The 20,910-nt window shown below is 66.7% G+C and carries 17 protein-coding genes; 13 read left to right on the top strand and 4 right to left on the bottom strand.

The genetic code is table 11. The annotated features are described in order from the left end of the window. Positions 1–82: 82 nt before the first annotated feature. From AQ611_RS15985 to AQ611_RS15960, 6 genes are all read left to right on the top strand, one after another. A complete protein-coding gene (locus tag AQ611_RS15985; protein WP_069235043.1) occupies positions 83–2,209 on the top strand; it encodes a 3-hydroxyacyl-CoA dehydrogenase NAD-binding domain-containing protein in 2,127 nt (708 codons plus the stop codon). Between the two features lie 90 nt (positions 2,210–2,299). Further along, positions 2,300–3,499 (top strand): acyl-CoA dehydrogenase family protein, encoded by a 1,200-nt coding sequence (locus AQ611_RS15980; protein ID WP_069235042.1) that lies wholly within the window; start codon positions 2,300–2,302, stop codon positions 3,497–3,499. 17 nt (positions 3,500–3,516) lie between these two features. Next, positions 3,517–4,656, top strand: a complete 1,140-nt coding sequence (locus AQ611_RS15975; RefSeq protein WP_069235352.1) for an acyl-CoA dehydrogenase family protein — start codon at positions 3,517–3,519, stop codon at positions 4,654–4,656. 805 nt (positions 4,657–5,461) lie between these two features. After that, positions 5,462–6,751: a dicarboxylate/amino acid:cation symporter gene (locus AQ611_RS15970; protein WP_059517653.1), complete on the top strand. Its 1,290-nt coding sequence runs from the start codon at positions 5,462–5,464 to the stop codon at positions 6,749–6,751. Between the two features lie 238 nt (positions 6,752–6,989). Beyond that, positions 6,990–9,062: a sensor histidine kinase gene (locus AQ611_RS15965; RefSeq protein ID WP_083237342.1), complete on the top strand. Its 2,073-nt coding sequence runs from the start codon at positions 6,990–6,992 to the stop codon at positions 9,060–9,062. Between the two features lie 34 nt (positions 9,063–9,096). Beyond that, the gene (locus tag AQ611_RS15960) at positions 9,097–10,452 is read left to right on the top strand and encodes a sigma-54-dependent transcriptional regulator (protein WP_069235040.1); all 1,356 of its coding nucleotides are present in this window, start codon (positions 9,097–9,099) and stop codon (positions 10,450–10,452) included. Positions 10,453–10,851: 399 nt separating this feature from the next. Here the strand turns inward: AQ611_RS15960 and AQ611_RS15950 are convergent, their stop codons facing one another. Further along, positions 10,852–11,373: a peroxiredoxin family protein gene (locus AQ611_RS15950; protein WP_059518015.1), complete on the bottom strand. Its 522-nt coding sequence runs from the start codon at positions 11,371–11,373 to the stop codon at positions 10,852–10,854. A 182-nt stretch (positions 11,374–11,555) separates the two neighbouring features. On the opposite strand from AQ611_RS15950, the gene AQ611_RS15945 reads away from it, so the two are divergent. Beyond that, on the top strand, positions 11,556–12,326 hold the full coding sequence (locus AQ611_RS15945) for a hypothetical protein (RefSeq protein ID WP_374755090.1): 771 nt from the start codon (positions 11,556–11,558) through the stop codon (positions 12,324–12,326). 376 nt (positions 12,327–12,702) lie between these two features. On the opposite strand, the gene AQ611_RS15940 is transcribed toward AQ611_RS15945, so the two are convergent. Continuing rightward, positions 12,703–14,424: a YifB family Mg chelatase-like AAA ATPase gene (locus AQ611_RS15940; protein WP_069235038.1), complete on the bottom strand. Its 1,722-nt coding sequence runs from the start codon at positions 14,422–14,424 to the stop codon at positions 12,703–12,705. 158 nt (positions 14,425–14,582) lie between these two features. Next, positions 14,583–14,828: an accessory factor UbiK family protein gene (locus tag AQ611_RS15935; RefSeq protein WP_059518016.1), complete on the bottom strand. Its 246-nt coding sequence runs from the start codon at positions 14,826–14,828 to the stop codon at positions 14,583–14,585. A 365-nt stretch (positions 14,829–15,193) separates the two neighbouring features. Between AQ611_RS15935 and AQ611_RS15930 the strand changes: the two genes are divergently transcribed. The 6 genes from AQ611_RS15930 to AQ611_RS15905 all read left to right on the top strand — a co-directional run bounded on the left by AQ611_RS15930 (position 15,194) and on the right by AQ611_RS15905 (position 20,705). Next, a complete protein-coding gene (locus AQ611_RS15930) occupies positions 15,194–15,532 on the top strand; it encodes a P-II family nitrogen regulator (RefSeq protein WP_059517661.1) in 339 nt (112 codons plus the stop codon). Between the two features lie 43 nt (positions 15,533–15,575). Further along, positions 15,576–17,045, top strand: coding sequence for an ammonium transporter (locus AQ611_RS15925; RefSeq protein WP_069235037.1), 1,470 nt, complete (start codon positions 15,576–15,578; stop codon positions 17,043–17,045). A 299-nt stretch (positions 17,046–17,344) separates the two neighbouring features. Beyond that, the gene (gene gshA / locus AQ611_RS15920; RefSeq protein ID WP_059517665.1) at positions 17,345–18,634 is read left to right on the top strand and encodes a glutamate--cysteine ligase; all 1,290 of its coding nucleotides are present in this window, start codon (positions 17,345–17,347) and stop codon (positions 18,632–18,634) included. Positions 18,635–18,660: 26 nt separating this feature from the next. Then, on the top strand, positions 18,661–19,617 hold the full coding sequence (gshB, locus tag AQ611_RS15915; RefSeq protein ID WP_069235036.1) for a glutathione synthase: 957 nt from the start codon (positions 18,661–18,663) through the stop codon (positions 19,615–19,617). 259 nt (positions 19,618–19,876) lie between these two features. Further along, positions 19,877–20,353 carry a PTS sugar transporter subunit IIA gene (locus AQ611_RS15910; protein ID WP_059517669.1) on the top strand — a complete coding sequence of 159 codons (477 nt, stop codon included), beginning with the start codon at positions 19,877–19,879 and terminating at the stop codon, positions 20,351–20,353. Between the two features lie 82 nt (positions 20,354–20,435). Continuing rightward, positions 20,436–20,705, top strand: a complete 270-nt coding sequence (locus AQ611_RS15905) for an HPr family phosphocarrier protein (RefSeq protein WP_059517671.1) — start codon at positions 20,436–20,438, stop codon at positions 20,703–20,705. Here AQ611_RS15905 and AQ611_RS15900 read toward each other — a convergent pair. Further along, positions 20,699–20,878 carry a hypothetical protein gene (locus AQ611_RS15900; RefSeq protein ID WP_069235035.1) on the bottom strand — a complete coding sequence of 60 codons (180 nt, stop codon included), beginning with the start codon at positions 20,876–20,878 and terminating at the stop codon, positions 20,699–20,701. The genes AQ611_RS15905 and AQ611_RS15900 overlap by 7 nt on opposite strands. Between the last annotated feature and the right edge of the window lie 32 nt (positions 20,879–20,910).

Raw genomic sequence — 20,910 nt, 5'->3', positions numbered from 1 at the left:
AATCGAGAATCGGGGCATACCCCGCGCGCGGTCGTGCCCGATCGCTGCCGCCGCGCGCGCCTCATTCAGCACGGAGACAAACATGACTCACCCATCAGCCGATGAAACCGGTACGGTCACGCACGAGCGGCGCGACAAGGTGCTCGTCGTCACGATCGATCATCCGCCCGTCAACGCGCTGTCCGCATCCGTGCGGCGCGGTCTCGTGTACGCGCTCGACGCCGCGGCGGCCGACGCCGCCGTCGCGGCCGTGCTGATCGTGGGCGCGGGGCGCAACTTCATCGCGGGCGCCGACATTCGCGAGTTCGGCAAGCCGCCCGTGCCGCCGTTGCTGCCGGACGTGTGCAATCGGATCGAGGCCAGCGACAAGCCGGTTGTCGTCGCGCTGCACGGTGCGGTGCTCGGCGGCGGGCTCGAAATCGCGCTCGCCGCGCATTATCGGATCGCCATGCCGGGCGCGAAGCTCGGCCTGCCGGAAGTGCAGCTCGGCCTCTTGCCCGGCGCGGGCGGCACGCAGCGCACGCCGCGCCTGATCGGCGCGCGGGCCGCGCTCGATCTGATGCTGAGCGGCCGGCACGTTGCGGCGGACGAGGCGCTCGCGCTTGGGCTCGTCGACCGCGTCGCGCAGAGCGACGACACGCTCGCCGAAGGCCTCGCATATGTTCACGAACTGCTCGCGGCCGGTGCGCCGGTGCGCCGCACGCGCGACGCGCAGGGGCTCGCGGACCGCGCGGCGGCCCAGGCGGCGCTCGATGCGGCGCGTGCCGATGTCGCGAAAAAAACGCGCGGGCTGCTGTCGCCGGGCAAGATCGTCGACGCGGTCGCCGCCGCGCTGACGCAGCCGTTCGACGAGGGGCTGCGCACCGAGCGCGCGTACTTTGCCGAGTGCGTCGCGAGTCCGCAGCGCGCCGGGCTCGTGCATGCGTTCTTCGCCGAGCGCGAGGCGGCGAAGTCGCCCGAGGCGCGCCGCAGCGCGCCGCGCCCGCTCGAGCGGATCGGCGTGGTCGGCGGCGGCACGATGGGCGCCGGGATCGCGTTGGCCGCGCTCGATGCGGGTTTGCCGGTGACGATGGTCGAGCGCGACGACGCATCGCTCGCGCGCGGCCGCGCGCATATCGAAAAGGTGTACGCGGGCCTCGTCGCGAAGGGGCGGATGACGGCCGGCGATCAAGCCGCGCGGCTCGCGCGTTTGGAAGGCAGCACGTCATACGACGCGCTCGCGCAAGCCGACGTCGTGATCGAGGCGGTATTCGAGGACATGGCGGTGAAGCAGGCCGTGTTCGCCGCGCTCGCGCGCGCGTGCAAACCCGGCGCGGTGCTCGCGACCAACACGTCGTATCTGGACATCGATGCGCTCGCCGCGAGCACCGAGCGCGCATCCGACGTGATCGGGCTGCACTTCTTCTCGCCCGCGCACATCATGAAGCTGCTCGAAGTGGTGGTGCCGGCGAAGGCGGGCGCGGACGTCGTCGCGACCGCGTTCGCGCTTGCGAAAAAACTGCGCAAGACGCCGGTGCGCGCGGGCGTGTGCGACGGCTTCATCGGCAACCGCGTGCTCGCCGTCTACCGGATGGCCGCCGATCACATGATGGAGGACGGCGCGTCGCCGTATCAGATCGACCAGGCGATCCGCGCGTTCGGCTTTCCGATGGGGCCTTACCAGGTCGTCGATCTTGCGGGCGGCGATATCGGCTGGGCGGCGCGCAAGCGGCGCGCGCCGACGCGCGACCCGCGGCTGCGCTATGTCGAGATCGCCGACCGCTTGTGCGAGCGCGGCTGGTTCGGCCAGAAGACCAGGCGTGGCTTCTATCTGTATCCGGACGGCGCGCGTACCGGCGTGCCCGATCCACAGGTGGAGGAGATCATCGACGCCGAGCGCGCGCGCAAGGGCGTCGTGCCGCGCGCGTTCACCGACGACGAGATCGTGTGCCGCTATCTGGCCGCGATGATCAACGAAGGCGCGAACGTCGTGCGCGAGCGCATCGCGCTGCGCCCGCTCGACGTCGACACGGTGTTCGTGCACGGCTACGGCTTTCCGCGCTATCGCGGCGGCCCGATGCATTACGCGGACACCGTGGGCCTGGCCAACGTGCTCGCCGACATCCGCGCGTTCGCGCGGGACGATCCGTTCTTCTGGCAGCCGTCGCCGCTGCTCGTCGAGCTGGTCGAGCGCGGCGAGACCTTCGCGAGCCTGAACCGTATCGACTGACCCCCGGGCTTCGTCGCCGAGCGGTGGCGCGCTCGCCGGCGAAACCGGGCGTCCGCTTGTGCAATTCAACACGCATTCGAGGCACGCCAGATGGATCTGAATTTCACCGCAGAAGAGGAAGCGTTTCGCGCCGGCGTACAGCGCTTTCTCGCCGACAAATTGCCGAAGCGCCTATCGAGCAAGGTCAAGGGCGGCTTGCGCCTGACGCGCGACGACATGTGCGAATGGCATGCGATCCTCAACGAGCAGGGCTGGCTCGCGAGCCATTGGCCGCGCGAGTGGGGCGGCCCCGGCTGGAGCGTCGCGCAGAAGTTTCTGTTCGACAACGAATGCGCGCTCGCCGGCGCGCCGCGGATCGTGCCGTTCGGCGTGAACATGCTCGGCCCGGTGCTGATCAAGTACGGCAGCGATGTGCAGAAGCGCTACTGGCTGCCGCGCATCCTCGACGGCACCGACTGGTGGTGCCAGGGCTACTCCGAGCCGGGCGCGGGCTCCGATCTCGCGTCGGTGCAAACGCGCGCGGTGCGCGACGGCGGCCATTACGTCGTCAACGGCCAGAAGACCTGGACCACGCTCGGCCACTACGCGAACATGATCTTCTGCCTCGTGCGCACCGCGAGCGGCGCGCGCAAGCAGGAAGGCATCAGTTTCCTGCTCGTCGACATGAATTCGCCCGGCGTCGAGGTGCGCCCGATCGTCACGCTCGACGGCGAGCACGAAGTCAACGAAGTGTTTTTCACCGACGTGCGCGTGCCGCTCGACAACCTCGTCGGCGAAGAGAACCACGGCTGGACCTATGCGAAGTATTTGCTGACTTACGAGCGCACCAATATCGCGGGCGTCGGCTTTTCGGTCGCGGCGCTCGACAGGCTGCGCGCGGTCGCGGCGAAAGTCGTGAAGAACGGCCGGCCGCTTGCCGACGACCCGCTCTTCGCCGCGCGGCTCGCGCGCGTCGAAATCGACCTCGAGAACATGAAGACGACCAACCTGCGCGTGCTTGCGTCGGTTGCGGGCGGCGGCGTGCCGGGGGCCGAGAGTTCGATGCTGAAGATACTCGGCACGCAGATCCGCCAGGAAATCACGTCGCTGATGCGCCGCGCGATGGGGCCGCACGCGCTGCCGTTCGTCGACGAGGCGCTCGACGGCGGCTACGACGGCGATACGCCGGGCGGCCTGCCCGAAGCCGCGAGCGCGGCGATGCAGTACTTCAACAATCGCAAGCTGTCGATTTTCGGCGGCTCGAACGAAATCCAGAAGAACATTGTCGCGAAGACGATGCTCGGATTGTGACGAAGGAGCGCGCACACATGGACTTTCGACATACCGACGAGCGCCGGATGCTGGCCGACAGCCTGCAGCGCTTCATCGCCGAACAGTATCCGTTTGCCGTGCGCGACAGGATCGCGCGGTCGGACGCGGGCTACAGCGACGAGATGTGGCGGCGTTTCGCCGAGCTGGGCGCGATCGGCGCGCTCTTTACGCAAGATTGCGGCGGCTTCGGCGGCGCGGGCTTCGATATCGCGCTTGTGTTCGAATGTCTTGGGCGCGGGCTCGTCGTCGAGCCGTTCGCGGGCGCGCTGATGGCCGGGCGCGCGCTGGCCGAGGCCGGCGGCGCCGCGCACCGCCCACTGCTCGACGCGCTGATCGACGGGCGCGCGATCGGCGCGTTCGCGCATGCGGAGCCGGGCACGCACTACGAACTGCACACGGTGCGCACCCGCGCCGTGCGCGACGGCCGCGCGTGGGTGCTCGACGGCGAAAAGGCCGTCGTCGATTGCGGCGAACACGCGACGTTCTATGTCGTCAGCGCGCGCGTGGCGGGCGCCGACGACGATCCGGCGGGCCTCGCGCTGTTCGTCGTGCCGAAGGCGGCGCCGGGCCTGTCGGTGCGCGGCTATCGGAAGATCGACGGTGGCCGGGCGGCCGATTTGCGCTTCGAGCGCGTGGTGCTCGGCAGCGACGCGTTGCTCGGCGCGCCGGCCGGCGTGCCCGATGCGGGCGAACTGATCGAACGCACGATCGGCTACGGTCTGCTCGCGCTCGCGGCGCAGGCGCTTGGAGCGATGGACGCCGCCAAGGAATACACGCTCGATTATCTGCGCACGCGCAAGCAGTTCGGCGTGCCGATCGGCAGCTTCCAGGCGTTGCAGCACCGGATGGTCGATCTGCTGATCGAGATCGAGCAGGCGCGCTCGGCGGTGATCAACGCGGCCGCGCGGCTTGACGCACCGCGTGCCGCGCGCGAGCGCGCGCTCGCCGCCGCGAAGTACAGCGTCGGCCGGATCGGCGCGCTCGTCGCGCAAGAGAGCATCCAGTTGCACGGCGGAATCGGGATGACGTGGGAACTGCCGCTGTCGCATTATGCGAAGCGGCTCGTGATGATCGACCATCAGCTCGGAGACGAGGATCATCATCTCGCGCGCTATATCGCATTGTCGAATGCGTGACGTGCGGGCAGGGCGCGAGCGCTAACGGCGCCGGGCATAAAGAGTGCGAATGTGCGCGGCGGTTGTCCCCGGGCTGGGATGGGGAGCTGGCGGCCGAGCGCGCGCAACGGCGATTGCCGCGCACCGAAAAATCAGACAATATCGCGCGATCGTCCGATAATCCGGATCGATGGATTCCGGTTTTCCGGAAAATCGGAACGCGGGTGGGGGAAAGGTCCGGAAAATCCGGATAAATCAACAGGCCGGCGCTGACTTTCAAGCTGGCATCGACCTTGCTCTAGATGTCGTCACGGCCGCTCTTGGCCCGATAAATACAGCAACTTTGAATGGGGTAGGAGTAAGTGCTGAAAGGCGCTGACTCTGGCCGACCGCCGAGGGGTTGGAGTAAGCGCTAAAGCGCCAACTCCAACCAACCACGGCATGGGGCCAGAGTAAGTGCTGAAGCACTAACTCTGGCCGACCGCCGAGGGGTTGGAGTAAGCGCTAAAGCGCCAACTCCAACCAACCACGGCATGGGGCCAGAGTAAGTGCTGAAGCACTAACTCTGGCCGACCGCCGAGGGGTTGGAGTAAGCGCTAAAGCGCTAACTCCAACCAACCACGGCATGGGGCCAGAGTAAGTGCTGAAGCACTAACTCTGGCCGACAAGGAGACAACCGATGACCACTGCCATCCATCCCCCCCGGATTCCCTGAGGCCATCGCTTGTTGCGGCACGGCAGCCGCGCGGGCGAATGGCGTTCCCCTGACATTCGCCCGCGCGCGTGACGCCGCCCGTTCCCGATTCATCCTCCCTTCTGCGGAACCATCGTGAAGAAACCGTTCTATAAAGTGCTTTACGTGCAGGTGATTTTCGCCATCGTCATCGGCGTGATCCTCGGCCACTACTATCCGTCGCTCGCGATCGACATGAAGCCGCTCGGCGACGGCTTCATCAAGCTGATCAAGATGGTGATCGGGCCGATCATCTTCTGCACGGTCGTCACCGGCATCGCCGGGATGCAGGACATGAAGAAGGTCGGGCGCGTCGGCGGCAAGGCGCTGCTTTACTTCGAGATCGTGTCGACCTTCGCGCTCGTGCTCGGTCTCGCGGCCACGCACCTGCTGCGCCCGGGCGCCGGCTTCAACATCGATCCGGCAACGCTCAACGGCAAGGAAGTCGCGTCGTATGCGGCGAAGGCGCACGGCCAGTCGACGGTCGATTTCCTGTTGCACATCATCCCGAACACGATGGTCGACGCGTTCGCGCAAGGCGAGATCCTGCAGATCCTGCTGATCGCGCTCCTGTTCGGCAGCGTGCTCGCGCATCTCGGCGAGCGCGGCCGCGCGGTCACCGATTTCATCGACGGCATCACCCGCGTGCTGTTCGGCATCGTCCATATCGTCACCAAGCTCGCACCGATCGGCGCGTTCGGCGCAATGGCTTTCACGATCGGCAAGTACGGCGTCGGCTCGCTCGTGCCGCTGCTGAAGCTGATCGGCACGTTCTACCTGACGTCGGTCGTATTCGTGCTTGTCGTGCTCGGCGCGGTCGCGCGCTTCACCGGCTTCTCGATCATCCGTTTCATCGGCTACATCAAGGAGGAACTGCTGATCGTGCTCGGCACGAGTTCGTCCGAAGCGGCGCTGCCGCAACTGATGGAGAAGCTCGAGAAAGCCGGCTGCTCGCGCTCGGTCGTCGGCCTCGTCGTGCCGACCGGCTATTCGTTCAATCTCGACGGCACCAACATCTACATGACGATGGCCGTGCTGTTCATCGCGCAGGCGACCAACATCGAACTGACGTGGATGCAGCAGCTCACGCTGCTCGCGGTGGCGATGCTGACTTCGAAGGGCGCGAGCGGCGTGACGGGCGCGGGTTTCATCACGCTTGCCGCAACGCTCGCCGTGGTGCCGACCATTCCGCTGTCGGGCATGGTGCTGATTCTCGGCATCGACCGCTTCATGAGCGAGTGCCGCGCGTTGACGAACATCGTCGGCAATGGTGTTGCGACGGTCGTCGTGTCCGCATGGGAAAAGGAACTGGACCGCGCGAAGCTGCAGGCGGCGCTGTCCGGGCGCGGCCAAGAGGCGGCAGGCGAGACCGCCCAGGTTTGACGTGCGTGGCCGGGCGTCCGGCGGCGCATGCGCCGCCGTGCGAAGGCGCGCTTGATGCGGGCGAGCGGGCTTGCACGGTGCGGATGGCGCTGAATCGATGCGGGCCGATGCGCGCGCGCTCGGCCCACGGCGGCTCGAGCCGGGCGCACGCGGCGCAAGCTGGTTGCTTCGATGAGCCGGACCCAGCCCGGCCAGCGCGACGCAGCGTCGCTCGAGCGCCGCACCGTCGGACGTAACGCTGCCCGTCCCGTCCGATGCGGCGCGATTGCGCGTCGCGGCGTCCCGGCGCGGCCGCTATGCCACAATAGCCGGTTCCTACTGCTCGGAAGACGCCACCGTGAAGCGCCGCCTGATCGTCGTTTTCGCGCTCGCCGCGATGCTCGCGGCAGCGTGTGCGCTCACATGGACTCTCACGTGGCAGCGCGGCGTCGACGACTTGCGGCGCAATGCGGCGGCGCGCGTCGACCGCACGACGAACGCACTGAAGAGCACGCTCGACCGCTACGAATCGCTTCCTTATCTGCTCGGCGGCCATCCGTTCGTGCAGGACGTGCTCGCGGCGCCGGGCAACCACCGCTATGTGAATCGCGCGAACCGGTATCTCGAAGACATGAACCGCCACGCGCACGCGACGGCATCCTACGTGATCACCGCCGACGGTCTGTGCGTTGCCGCGAGCAACTGGCGCGGCCCGGACAGCTTCGCCGGCATCGACTACCGCTTCCGTCCGTATTTCGTCGAGGCGGTCAAGGGCGGCACTGGCCGTTTCTTCGGGATCGGCACGATCTCGCGCGATCCCGGCTACTACATCTCGCAGCCGGTACGCCGCAACGGCAAGATCATCGGTGTCGCGGTCGTGAAGCTCAATCTCGAATGGTTTCAAGGGGCGGACGCGTCGGAGCCGCTGATCGTCGCCGACGATCATGGCGTGATCTTCCTGTCGTCGGTGGGCGCGTGGAAATACCACACGCTCAAGCCGTTGCCGGCGCCCGTCGCGGCCTCGATCCAGCAGACGCGCCAGTACGCCCGGTATCCGGTGACGCCGCTGCCGATTCGCGTCGAGCGGGAGCTTGGCCCGGATGCGCAGATCATCCGGCTCGGTCCGGCCGATTCCGCAAGCAATGGGGCGAGTCCGGCGGGATTCGCCGCCGCCTTCGATGCGCCCGGCGCGCCGGCCTCGGGCGGCCTCGACGCGGGCCGGCGCGCGCCGCGCTACCTCGCGACGCGCCGGCAGCTCGGCGAACCCGATTGGCAGCTCGTCACGCTCGCGCCGCTCGCGAGCGTCGACGCCGACGCGCTCAACGCGACGATCGTCACCGCGTTCGGTTTCGTGTCGCTGTGCCTGCTCGGGTTCTACTGGCGGATGCGCCGCGCGCGCGTCAACGAGATGATGCGCGGCCGCGTGCTGCTGCAAAGCGCGTATGCGGAACTGAACCGGCGCGTCGAGGAGCGCACGGCGGATCTGTCGCAGGCCAATGCGCGGCTGCAGAAGGAGGTGGGCGAGCGCATCCGCGCCGAGCAGGAGTTGCGCGCCGCGCACGACGAGCTGATTCAGGCGAGCAAACTTGCCGCGCTCGGCCAGATGGCCGCGGGCATCACGCATGAACTGAACCAGCCGCTTGCCGCGCTGCGCAGTTTCTCGGACAACACGCGCGTGCTGCTCGATCGCGGCGAACAGGCGGCCGCGCGCGAGAATCTCGAGGCGATCGCGGCGCTCACCGAGCGAATGGGCAAGATCACCAATCAGCTCAAGCTGTTCGTCGGCCGCGCGCGGCCGCGCAACGAAGCGGCGCACGTCGCGCGCGCGCTGCGCAACGTGATGTCGCTGCTCAAGGAGCGGCTCGCGGGCGTCGAACTTGCGCTCACGCTGCGCGATGCGACGCGCGGCTGCGTCGAGACCGCGCGCTTCGATCCCGCGCTCGATCATCCGTCGCTCGTCGCGCACTGCGAGGATCTGCGGCTCGAACAGGTGCTGATCAACCTGCTCGGCAATGCGCTCGACGCGGTCGCAAACGTAGCCGGGCCGCGCATCGACATCACGGTCGACGCGAGCGCCGACGCGCTTGCGATCATCGTGCGCGACAACGGGCCCGGCATCGCGCCGGAATTGCTCGCGCGGCTGTTCGAGCCGTTTTTCACGACTAAGGAAATGGGGCGCGGGCTCGGGCTCGGCTTGGCGATCTCGTCGTCGATCGCGCGCGACGCGGGCGGCTCGCTCGCCGCGCGCAACGCATCCGCGGGCGGCGCGGAGTTCGTCTTGACGCTGCGCCGCGTGCGCACGCATCATCCGGACACTTCCGCCGCGCGCTGAGCGCCGGGAACCGAAAGCATCATTGGGTGACGAGATGGCCAACCGCCTGCAAGTGATCTATATCGAAGACGACGAACTCGTGCGCCGCGCGAGCGTGCAGAGCTTGCAACTCGCCGGGTTCGACGTCGCCGGGTTCGGCTCGGTCGAGGCGGCCGACAAGGCGATCGCGGGCGACGCGGCCGGCGTGATCGTGTCCGACATTCGCCTGCCCGGCGCGAGCGGCCTCGATCTGCTCGCGCAATGCCGCGAGCGTGGGCACGACGTGCCCGTCGTGCTGGTCACCGGGCATGGCGACATCTCGATGGCCGTGCAGGCGATGCGCGACGGCGCATACGATTTCATCGAGAAGCCGTTCGCGACCGAGCGGCTGACCGAATCGGTGCGACGCGCGCTCGAACGCCGCGCGCTCGTGCTCGAGAACCACGCGCTGCGGCGCGAACTGGCGGGGCAGGGCGTCGTCGCGCCGCGCATCATCGGCCGCAGCCCCGCGATCGAGCAGGTGAGGCGGCTGATCGCGAACATCGCGCCGACCGACGCGTCCGTGCTCATCAACGGCGATACCGGCGCGGGCAAGGAGCTGATCGCGCGCAGCCTGCACGAACTGTCCGCGCGCCGCGACAAGCCGTTCATCGCGGTCAACTGCGGCGCGCTGCCGGAGCCGATGTTCGAATCGGAGATGTTCGGCTACGAGCCCGGCGCGTTCACCGGCGCGGCGAAGCGGCGCATCGGCAAGCTCGAATATGCGTCGGGCGGCACGCTGTTTCTCGACGAGATCGAAAGCATGCCGCTCGCGTTGCAGGTGAAGCTGTTGCGCGTGCTGCAAGACGGCGTGCTCGAACGGCTCGGCTCGAATCAGCCGATTCGTGTCGATTGCCGCGTCGTTGCCGCGGCAAAGGGCGATATGAGCGAGCACGTCGCGGCGGGCACGTTCCGGCGCGATCTGCTGTACCGGCTCAACGTCGTGACGATCGCGCTGCCGCCGCTTGCCGAGCGCCGCGAGGACATCGTGCCGCTGTTCGAGCATTTCATGCTCGACGCGGCCGTGCGCTACGGCCGGCCTGCGCCGCTGCTCACCGACCGCCAGCGCGCCGGCCTGATGCAGCGCGATTGGCCCGGCAACGTGCGCGAGCTGCGCAACGCGGCCGATCGCTTCGTGCTCGGCGTCACCGAAGACATCGCGAGCGGCACTCTCGCGGAAGACGGACGCGATGCCGAGCAGTCGCTGAAGGAGCGGGTCGAACAGTTCGAACGCGCGGTGATCGCCGAGACGTTGAACCGCACCGGAGGCGTCGTCGCCGCGACGGCCGACAAACTGCACGTCGGCAAGGCGACGCTCTACGAGAAGATGAAGCGTTACGGGTTGTCGGCGAAAGGCGACGCGGAGCGTTGATGCCCGTCCGGCCGTCAGGTTCATGCGCCGGCGGCGGCGCGTGCGGCGCTTGTCGAAAGCCGTCGCCGGTTGGGCAGCGCGGCGGAAATACGTCTTTGCGCGAACGTTTTTGCGTGCGGGATGACGGCGCTTTTCGATCCGGAAGCCACCTCGGTGAAAGCGCGCTGCGCAATCCGCCGCGTGGGCAAGCGCACCGTGCGCGGCAATAGAGGCGCGATGCCGCCCGATTTATCTGGAGCGGGGCGTCTATCCAGCCCCGCTCGATTTCATCGCTGCCTGCCGATCGGCAAGCCTCACGCCGATCTGCGCATATCGGTCAGTAACCGCAATCCGCCCGGCCCGATCGCGGCGGCTTTGGGGCGATTCGCGGGCCGCCGCGGCCGTTTGAACGGCCGTCGCTCAGGCGTCGAGCGCCTTTTGCAGCAGCGCGTCGAGTTCCGCGAACTGCGGTGCGCCGACGTAGCGCTTCAGGATCTTGCCGTCCTTGCCGATCACGAAGGTCGTCGGCGTGAGCTGCACGTTGCCGAACTGCTTCGCGACGCTGCCGTCGTCGAGCGCGACTTTGAACGGCAACTGACGCGTTTGCGTGTAGTTCGCGACGTACATCGGCGGATCGTAGTTCATCGCCACCGCGACGAATTCGACGCCCTTGCCCTTGAAGCGGTTGTACGTGTCGACCATCTGCGGCATTTCCTTCATGCAGGTCTCGCAGCTCGTCGCCCAAAAATTGACGAGATAGACCTTGCCTTTCAGATCGGCATCGGTGGAAAGCTTTTGGCCGGACAGCAGCGTAAACGTCGCGTCGGGCGCGCTCGACTTGCCGTTGACCGCGAAATAGCCGGCGACGCCAATGGCGACGGCGGCAACAGCGATCGCGACGAAGCGCAACGGACTGCGGCGGCTGGCGGAAGCGGGACTCATCTGCGGAACCTCTCGGATGCCGGCGAATGCGTGCCGGTCGTGCTGCGTGGTGATTGACGAATGGAACGGCGCATATTGTACCGTCAACCGGCTGGAGGCGATGATGGCGGTGGTCTGTGGCCGGTGGCGGGTGGCGGGTGGCGGTGGCGGTGGCGGTGGCGGTGGCGGTGGCGATGAAGGCGATGGCCGGTCGCAGCGCGCGGCCGAGGCGCGCTTATCGGACATCGAGCGGACAGCGAGCGCCGGGCAATGCGCGTGCGGCGATAATGACGCGGCCTATTTTTCCATTGATTCGATTTCGAGGCAGTCGTTTGGATTGCCCTTTTCCGCCCATGATCCGTACTGGTTTTCGTCTCGCCCGCCCATGTTCTCGGCCGGGTCATTTGCGCGCCCCGTTGCGTGCCCCGTTTTCCGCCCGCGCGCGTCGCGCGGCGGTCGTACTGAGCGTGCTCGCCGCGCTTGCCGCGTGCTCGCCCGCTTATGACTGGCGCACGCTGCACAGCGATGCGGGCTACACGATCGATCTGCCCGCGAAACCGACTGTCGACGAACATGCGATCACCATCTCCGGCGTGCCGATGACGATGCGGATGCAGGCGGCGCACGTCGGCGGGGCGGTGTTCGCGGTCGGCACGGTCATGCTGCCGGACGATCGCGATGCAACCCAGCATGCCGCGCTGGCCTACCTGCGTGCCGGTTTGGCGCGCAACCTTCGCGCGCAGCCGGCCGAGCGCGCAGTGCTCGTGCCGCTCGCGTCGGGCGGACAGGCCACGGGCACCGAGCTGACGATGAGCGGGACGCCGGAATCGGGGAGCGATGCGCTCGCGCCGAAAACTGTGATCGCGCGCATCGTCGCGCGTGGCCGGCATGTCTATCAGGCGGTCGCGATTTCCGATGCGCCGTTGCCCAATGAGCCGCTCGAACAATTTTTCGGCTCGCTGAAGCTCGATTGAAACGGTAAATCGGCGTCCTGAGAGTGGGCTTCGAACTGAAAGTTCCTTCGCAAGAATAGTGGCTAGTTGGCGGATTCTGCGGGGTTTTTTGGGTTACCCACAGAGACTGTGGATAACTATGTTGAAAAGTTTGACGAGTGCTCGGCAAACGCCCGCCAGAGCGTCTTTCAGTTAGTTTGCCCGGAATCTTGGCACCCAAAAAAACATATATAAATCAATGTATTGGAGGCCGAGTTTCAAGTGATGGCTGGCATGCGCGGCGCGCCCCTCGGATACTGGCAATTGTGTATAAGTCAAGTCTTGACATCGAAATTTTTGCTGTGATGTCTGCCGGCAATACAAGTCGGCCGCAGCAATCACAAGCGGGTGTGAGGCCTCAGCCAAGCGAAAAAGCCCGCCGATACCGAATCGCTTCAGCGATATGTCCCGAATTTGCCGAATCGTCACCTGCCAGATCCGCGATCGTGCGCGCGACCTTCAGCACCCGGTAATATGCGCGCGCCGACCAGCCGAAGCGCTCGCCCGCCTCGCGCAGCAGCGTTTCGCCCGCGCTGTCCGGGCGACAGAACGCATCGGTTTCCCGGCCGGTCAGCCGGTGGTTGGTCTTGCGTTGACGCGCGAATTGACGCTCGCGCGCCTGCGCGACGCGCTCCGCCACGGCCGCACTCGGTTCGCGCGTCGCGGGCGAACGCTCGGCGAGTTCCGCAGGCGTCAGCGCGGGAAGCTCGATCTGGATGTCGATCCGATCGACGAGCGGCCCGGACAATTTGCGCAGATAACGCGCGGCGACATCCGGCGAGCAGCGGCAGCGGCCCGATGGATCGCCGCGCCAGCCGCACGGGCATGGATTCATTGCGGCGATGAGCTGGCACGCGGCGGGGAAATCTGCTTGCAGCGCGGCGCGCGAGATCGTGATGTGCCCGGCTTCGAGCGGCTCGCGCAGCGTCTCGAGCACGTTCCGGTCGAATTCGGGCAGTTCATCGAGAAACAGCACGCCGAGATGCGCGAGCGTGATTTCGCCCGGTTGAGGCGGATTGCGGCCGCCCACGAGCGCGGCCGGGCTCGACGAGTGATGCGGCGCGCGAAACGGGCGCCGCCGCCACTGCGCGGGCGAGAAGCCCGCGCGGCTCGATGAAAGGATGGCCGCCGACGTCAGCGCCTCGTCGTCGGTCAACGGTGGCAGCAAGCCGGGCAGCCGTGCGGCCAGCATCGATTTGCCGGCCCCCGGCGGGCCGATCATCAGCATGTGATGGCCGCCCGCCGCGGCGACCTCGAGCGCGCGCTTCGCGGCGCACTGGCCGATCACGTCGGCGAGATCGGGCGCGCCCGCATCGGGCAACTCGTCGAGCCGGGGTGCGGCGACGGGCGACAGCCTGGCGTCCGGCCTACCGGCAAGATGCGCGCATAGTGCCTGAAGATCGGCCGCACCGTAGACGGTAACGCCCGGCACAAGCGCCGCTTCGGCTGCGCTCGGAAGCGGCAGATAGAGTTCCGGTACGCTCCCGCGGGTTCGCGACGGGGACGCTGGCACAAATCCGGCCGACATGGGCGCGGCCCACGCCGATCCGGCCGTTGGCATGCCGGCCGCGGGTATCCCGGCCGATGTAATGCCGGCCGGGATTGCCGTTGCAGCCCGCGCATCCCCGGCCTGCACGGATTCCGGCGCCGTGCTCGCCGCAGGCTCGGGCGTGTCCGGCTGCTCGCCGCGCGCGGTGCCGCACGCCATTGCGAATGCGCCCCGCATCGGCCGTAGCGCGCCGGTGAGGGACAGCTCGCCCGCGAATTCGCGATGCTCGAGCGCGCCGGCCGGAAGCTGCTGACTTGCAGCGAGGATGCCGAGCGCGATCGGCAGATCGAAGCGGCCCGACTCCTTCGGCAGATCGGCGGGCGCGAGATTGACGGTGATGCGCCGCACCGGGAATTCGAAACCGCAGTTCGACAGCGCGGCGCGCACGCGTTCGCGGCTTTCGCGCACTTCGAGATCGGGCAGCCCGACGATCGAGAACGACGGCAATCCGTTGGCGAGATGGACTTCTACGGTGACTTCCGGCGCACGGCCGGCAGCCGGCGCGCGGCTGCGCACCACGGCAAGCGACATGATCGGACTCCTCGTCGACCGGACGGGCGGCGCCGATCGATGATCGGCGCCGCCCCGGTTTCTGGTGTTTACGAACGATTTCGATGCGCGTTTGCCGGCGATGCGCGAATTTGTGACTGCTCAGCCGCCGCTCGGGCGAGCGGCGGCGTACTTCGATATCAGGCCTCAGTCAGCTTGCGTTCGAGTTCGGCGACGCGCTTTTCGAGTTCTTCGAGCCGCGCGCGGGTGCGGGCGAGCACTTGCGACTGCGTGTCGAACTCCTCGCGGGTGACGAGATCGAGCTTCGAGAAGCCTTGCGAAAGCACGGCCTTCACGTTGCGTTCGACATCCTTGACCGGCGAGTTTTTCAGCAGATCGCCAATGCGCGATTGCAGGTCGTTGAAAACGTCGCTGGGTTGCTTCATGGTGTTCCCCTTCCGAATGCACAAAAAATGTGCAACTGCAGTTGCGTTCGTGCCCGCGAAATGCGCATGACCGAAGTTGGTGCGTGCGCGGGCCCGCTTTCCGGGCATTCGAGCGCGAAACCCGCGTTCGCCGTGCGCCGGACGTGCAAGCACTCTAACAACCTTCCTTTCGGTACGCCAGCCAACCATGTCCGCGTTGGCCGTTCGGCCAGGGGCGGGATGCGCCGCCGCCGCGCCCGCGCGCATCGTCGAAATCCGCCTGAAAGTCTGACAACACGGCGCTTGCCGACATGGCATGCGAGTTGCTGAGGATATTCCGCTACACATTGCAGCGGCGATGGGCAACCACATAGCGAGAGGACTTCATGAAACTGATTACTGCAATCATCAAGCCGTTCAAGCTCGATGAGACGCGTGAGGCCCTGTCGGCCCTGGGCGTCTCGGGCATCACGGTGACGGAGGTCAAAGGGTTCGGCCGCCAGAAGGGGCACACCGAGCTGTATCGCGGGGCCGAATACGTCGTCGATTTCCTGCCGAAGATGAAGATCGAGGCCGCCGTGCCGGAGGATCTCGTCGAGCAGGCGGTCGAGGCGATCGAGCGGGCGGCGCGCACGGGCAAGATCGGCGACGGCAAGATCTTCGTTACGCCGATCGAGCAGGTGATTCGGATTCGCACTGGGGAGACGGGCGCCGACGCCCTTTGATTTCAACGACACGAGACATACGAACGACAAGAGGAAAACCAAGATGCGCAAGATTCTGATGTCCCTGCTGATGGCCGGCTCGCTGCTCGCGGCCGGCATCGGCGCCGCGATGGCCGACGATGCCGCGTCGGCGGCCGCCGCATCCGGCGCGCCGGCGAGCGCCGCGGCTGTCGCGACCGACGCCGCATCCGCGAGCGCCGCGCCGGCAAGCGCCGCCGCCGCATCGGCTGCCGCGCCGGCTTCCGCTGCCGCCGCGCCGGCCGCGCCTGCCGCGCCGTTCTCGGTCGATGCGTCGAAGATCAGCGCGGGCGATACCGCATGGATGCTGACGTCGACCGCACTCGTGTTGTTCATGACGATTCCAGGGCTGGCCCTTTTTTACGGCGGCATGGTCCGCAAGAAGAACGTGCTCGCGACGGTGATGCAGAGCTTCGCGATCACGGCGCTCGTCACGGTGCTGTGGACCGTGATCGGTTACAGCCTCGCGTTCACGCCCGGCAGCGGCTTCATCGGCGGCTTGTCGCGGGTGTTCCTGTCGGGCATGAACTACATCCACGGCGACAAGGCGACGACGCTGACGGTGAGCCATCTCGCGACGACGATTCCGGAAAGCGTCTACTTCGTCTATCAGATGACGTTTGCGATCATCACGCCGGCGCTCATTTGCGGCGCGTTCGCCGATCGGATGAAGTTCTCGGCGATGCTCGTGTTCATGACGCTCTGGTCGCTGATCGTCTACGTGCCGGTGGCGCATATGGTCTGGGAGCCGACCGGCTGGCTGTCGTCGGACGGCGTGCTCGACTTCGCGGGCGGCACGGTCGTGCACATCAACGCGGGCATTGCGGGCCTCGTGTCGTGTCTCGTACTCGGCAAGCGCGTCGGCTACGGCCGCGAGGCGATGCCGCCGCACAATCTCGTGCTGACGTTGATCGGCGGCTCGATGCTGTGGGTGGGCTGGTTCGGCTTCAATGCCGGCTCGGCGGTGGCGGCCGACGGCCGCGCCGGTTTCGCGATGCTGACGACGCAAGTGGCCACCGCGTGCGCGGCGCTCGGCTGGATGTTCGCGGAGTGGATCGCCAAGGGCAAGCCGTCGGTGCTCGGCATCGTGTCGGGCGCGGTGGCGGGGCTCGTGGCGATCACGCCGGCCGCCGGCTTCGTCGGCGTCGCGGGGGCGCTCGTGATCGGTGTCGCGGCGGGCGTCGTCTGCTTCTGGTCGGCGACGTGGCTCAAGTCGAAGCTCGGCTACGACGATTCGCTCGATGCGTTCGGCGTGCATGGCGTCGGCGGCATTCTGGGCGCTTTGCTGACGGGCGTGTTCGCGGTGAAGGATATCGGCGGCGCGGACGGCAGCCTGCTGCTGCAAGCGAAGGGCGTCGCGATTACGCTGGTCTACAGCGGCATCGTCAGCTTCATCCTGCTGAAGCTCATCGATCTCGTCATCGGCTTGCGGGTGACCGAGGAGGAGGAGCGCGAAGGGCTCGACGTGATTCTGCACGGCGAGCACGTCGAATGATTGACCGGCGCGGGCAGATGTTCCGGGCCGGCGGCGGCCAACCGTATGTACTTTGGCCGCCGCATGCACCAGTATGAGCGCAGCGATTTCGACCCGCCTTCCGGCGGGTTTTTTTTCGGGTCCGCCGCCTGCTTCCCGCACCGTCCGGCGCGCTTGCAGATACGGTATTGGCCATATCCCTGCGCTCAATCAGGTCAATAGCGACAAACATTCGGTCATATCTTGTGTTTGCGGGAACAATCCCCAAATGCAGCAAGCAATTGCTCTACAATCTTTTTTCTCCCGTCCGCGAGTCACACATGGTTCCCCATCTCGTTACGGCGTTAAATGGCCCGCTGCTCGAACTCGAGCGCAAGATCCTCGACGCCACGCCTGCGATCGAACGCTGGTTCAGGCTCGAATGGCAGGAGCACACGCCGCCGTTTTATTGTTCGGTCGATTTGCGCAATGCGGGCTTCAAGCTCGCGCCTGTCGATGCGAACCTTTTTCCGGGCGGCTTCAATAACCTGCCGCCCGAAGTGCTGCCGCTCGCGGTGCAGGCGGCGATGGCGGCGATCGAGAAAATCTGTCCGGACGCGAAGGGGCTGCTCGTGATTCCCGAGCTGCCGACGCGCAATGCGTATTACCTCGAGAACGTCGCGCGCCTCGCGACGATCATGCGCCAGGCGGGCCTGAACGTGCGTTTCGGCTCGCTCGATCCAAGCATCGTCGACATCACGCCGATCACGCTCGCCGACGGCCAGCGGATCGTGCTCGAACCGCTCGAGCGCACGCCGCGCCGCCTTGGCCTGAAGAATTTCGATCCATGCTCGATCCTGCTGAACAACGATCTGTCGGCAGGCATTCCGAGCGTGCTGGAAAATTTGCACGAGCAGTATCTGCTGCCGCCGCTGCATGCCGGCTGGGCGGTGCGCCGCAAGTCGACGCATTTTTCGTGCTATGACGACGTCGCGAAGAAATTCGCGAAGATGGTCGGCGTCGATCCGTGGATGCTCAATCCGTATTTCTCGTCCGTCGAGGGCGTCGACTGGCACGCGCCCAACGGCGGCGATGCGCTTGCCGAGGCGATCGACGCGGTGCTCAAAAAGATCGCGCGCAAGTACCGCGAGTACGGAATCGGCGAGCGGCCGTATGTCGTCGTGAAGGCCGACGCGGGCACGGCGGGCCGCGGCGTGATGACCGTGCACGACGCGGCGGAGATCGGCCGGCTGTCGAAGCCCGAGCGCGTGAAAATGGCTGAGTCGAAGGCGGGCGCGCCGGTGCGCGACGTGATCGTGCAGGAGGGCGTGTATACGTTCGAGCGGATCGGCGACGAGGTGGCCGAGCCGGTCGTCTATATGATCGACCGTTATGTCGTGGGCGGGTTCTATCGCACACATGGCGCGCGCGATCGCGACCAGAATTTGAACGCGCCCGGCATGCATTACGTGCCGCTCGGCTTCGAACACACGGCGCTGCCGGATACGCACGCGAAGCCGGGCGTGGCGCCGCCGAACCGCTTCTATATGTATGGCGTCGTCGCGCGGCTTGCGCTTATCGCGTCGTCGGTCGAACTCGAGAAGACCGACCCGGAAGCCATCCAGGTGTGACGCCGCCTTTTCCGCATCAGGTACGCATGGACATTCTCTTTATCGCCGACCCGCTCGAGCGCTTCAAGATCTACAAGGATTCGACCTACGCGATGATCGCGGAGGCCGCGCGGCGCGGGCACGCGGTGTATGCGTGCGAGCCGAGCGCGCTCGCATGGACCGGCGCGGGCGTCGAGGCCGACGTGTATCGTGTGACGATCGTCGGCGATACGGCCGATCTGCATCGCGAGCGCTGGTACGAAGCGGGCGCGCGCGAGGCGCGTGCGCTGCCGTCGTTCGGCGCGATCTTGATGCGCAAGGATCCGCCGTTCGACATGGAGTACGTGACGTCGACGTGGTTGCTCGAGCTTGCCGAGCGCGCGGGCGCGCGCGTATTCAACCGGCCGCAGGCGATTCGCGATCATTCGGAGAAACTCGCGATCGGCGAGTTCGCGCAGTTCGTCGCGCCGTCGCTCGTCACGCGCGACGCCGCTCGGCTGCGCGCGTTCCATGCCGAGCATGGCGACGTGATCATCAAGCCGCTCGACGGCATGGGCGGCATGGGCGTGTTCCGTGTGAAGCCGGACGGAATGAATCTCGGCTCGATCATCGAGATGCTGACGCACGACGGCGCGCGCACCGTGATGGCGCAGAAATTCATCCCGGAAATCAGCGCGGGCGACAAGCGGATCCTGCTGATCGGCGGCGAGCCGGTGCCGTATTCGCTCGCGCGGATTCCGCAGGGCAACGAGGTGCGCGGCAATTTGGCGGCGGGCGGCGTCGGCGTCGCTCAGCCGCTCGGCGCGCGCGACCGCGAGATCGCGACCGCGCTCGCGCCGGTGCTCGCAGCGCGCGGGCTGCTGCTCGTAGGCCTGGACGTGATCGGCGATGCGTTGACCGAAGTGAATGTCACGAGTCCGACTTGCTTTCGGGAAATCATGGATCAGACGGGGTTCGACGTCGCGTCGATGTTTGTCGACGCGTTGGAGCAGGCGGTTCGCTAACGTCTGTTTTGGCCCCCTCGGCTCGGCGGCGCACGCGCAGGCCCATCGCCGCCGGCATGGTCGACCGGCCTGCTACAATGCCCGCTCGCCGGCACGTTATCGTGCGCGAGGCCCGGCGGTCGGGCCGCACTCGTTGTAAGGCTGATATGAAACGACCCCCACGCTTACTTCGTTCGCCGCGCCTGCAAAGGGCGGCCAGCTCTTCTCCGTCGACGGAATTCGTTTCGGGGCGACGGATGGCGGTTCGGCGGAGGTTGACATGGCAGGCATTCTGATCATCGCGCACGCGCCGCTCGCTGCCGCGTTGCGGGACTGTATCGTGCACATCTACGGCGGGCTGCCCGCGCGTATCGGTTGCATCGACGTGCAGCCGAGCAGCGATCCGGTCCAGGTCATGGCGTTCGCGCATGCGGAACTCGCGCGCCTGAAGGAAGACAATGGTGTGCTCGTGCTGACCGACATGTACGGCGCAACGCCCGCGAACATTGCAGGACAACTCGCGAAGGTCGAAGGCGTCAGAGTGTTGGCGGGCGTCAATCTGCCGATGCTGGTGCGCGCGGTGTGCTACCGCACGACGCCGCTCGATACGCTTGTCGACAAGGCGCTCGCCGGCTCGACGAAGGGAATCCACGAAATCGCGGCGGGCACGCCGCCGCCGCGTTCGGGCACGTTCGGCTGCGGCGAATGCGCGCCGATTCCACCCGAACCGAAAGCGCGCGCCGAAGAGCCGCATTGAGCGGCTCGCGGCAATCGCAATCGCCTCCGTGCGGCTGGCAGGCAGGCCGGCCGCAAGCTCGTTTTGACCTCATTGGAACACCATGCTTCAACAAGAAACGACCATCGTCAACAAATTGGGGCTCCATGCGCGCGCGTCGGCCAAGCTTACGCAGCTCGCAGGCAATTTTCAGTCGGAAGTCTGGATGACGCGCAACGGTCGCCGGATCAATGCGAAGAGCATCATGGGCGTGATGATGCTGGCTGCCGGGATCGGCAGTACGGTGACGATCGAGACGGACGGGCCGGACGAGAAAGAGGCGATGGACGCGCTGCTCAAACTGATCGCCGACAAATTCGGCGAAGGTCAGTAACCGGCCGGGCGGCCGCGGCGGGCAGCCGCCGCGTTATGCTGAAAAAATGCCGCGCGCCGCCGCGGCATTTTTTTCATCATGCGTTCGTTTCTGGCGTACTTGACCGGCTGCCATGTTGCGCCGCATGCAGCCGCGCGCGGGGTGCGGAATTTATAATCGTCAGCCGGGGTCATAAGCGCATCGCGACGGTGCGTCGCGGCTCACG

The sequence above is a fragment of the Burkholderia singularis genome (genome assembly GCF_001718875.1).
Classification (GTDB): domain Bacteria; phylum Pseudomonadota; class Gammaproteobacteria; order Burkholderiales; family Burkholderiaceae; genus Burkholderia; species Burkholderia singularis.
Note: the sequence above shows the minus strand (reverse complement) of the source record. Positions and strands in the feature narration are given on the sequence as shown.

Bases quoted from the DNA above. Each gene is read 5' to 3' on its own strand.
- AQ611_RS15985 (WP_069235043.1), top strand. From the start codon at position 83: ATGACTCACCCATCAGCCGATGAAACCGGTACGGTCACGCACGAGCGG.
- AQ611_RS15980 (WP_069235042.1), top strand. From the start codon at position 2,300: ATGGATCTGAATTTCACCGCAGAAGAGGAAGCGTTTCGCGCCGGCGTA.
- AQ611_RS15975 (WP_069235352.1), top strand. From the start codon at position 3,517: ATGGACTTTCGACATACCGACGAGCGCCGGATGCTGGCCGACAGCCTG.
- AQ611_RS15960 (WP_069235040.1), top strand. From the start codon at position 9,097: ATGGCCAACCGCCTGCAAGTGATCTATATCGAAGACGACGAACTCGTG.
- AQ611_RS15950 (WP_059518015.1), bottom strand. From the start codon at position 11,373: ATGAGTCCCGCTTCCGCCAGCCGCCGCAGTCCGTTGCGCTTCGTCGCG.
- AQ611_RS15945 (WP_374755090.1), top strand. From the start codon at position 11,556: ATGGCCGGTCGCAGCGCGCGGCCGAGGCGCGCTTATCGGACATCGAGC.
- AQ611_RS15940 (WP_069235038.1), bottom strand. From the start codon at position 14,424: ATGTCGCTTGCCGTGGTGCGCAGCCGCGCGCCGGCTGCCGGCCGTGCG.
- AQ611_RS15935 (WP_059518016.1), bottom strand. From the start codon at position 14,828: ATGAAGCAACCCAGCGACGTTTTCAACGACCTGCAATCGCGCATTGGC.
- AQ611_RS15930 (WP_059517661.1), top strand. From the start codon at position 15,194: ATGAAACTGATTACTGCAATCATCAAGCCGTTCAAGCTCGATGAGACG.
- AQ611_RS15925 (WP_069235037.1), top strand. From the start codon at position 15,576: ATGCGCAAGATTCTGATGTCCCTGCTGATGGCCGGCTCGCTGCTCGCG.
- gshA (WP_059517665.1), top strand. From the start codon at position 17,345: ATGGTTCCCCATCTCGTTACGGCGTTAAATGGCCCGCTGCTCGAACTC.
- gshB (WP_069235036.1), top strand. From the start codon at position 18,661: ATGGACATTCTCTTTATCGCCGACCCGCTCGAGCGCTTCAAGATCTAC.
- AQ611_RS15910 (WP_059517669.1), top strand. From the start codon at position 19,877: ATGGCAGGCATTCTGATCATCGCGCACGCGCCGCTCGCTGCCGCGTTG.
- AQ611_RS15905 (WP_059517671.1), top strand. From the start codon at position 20,436: ATGCTTCAACAAGAAACGACCATCGTCAACAAATTGGGGCTCCATGCG.
- AQ611_RS15900 (WP_069235035.1), bottom strand. From the start codon at position 20,878: ATGACCCCGGCTGACGATTATAAATTCCGCACCCCGCGCGCGGCTGCA.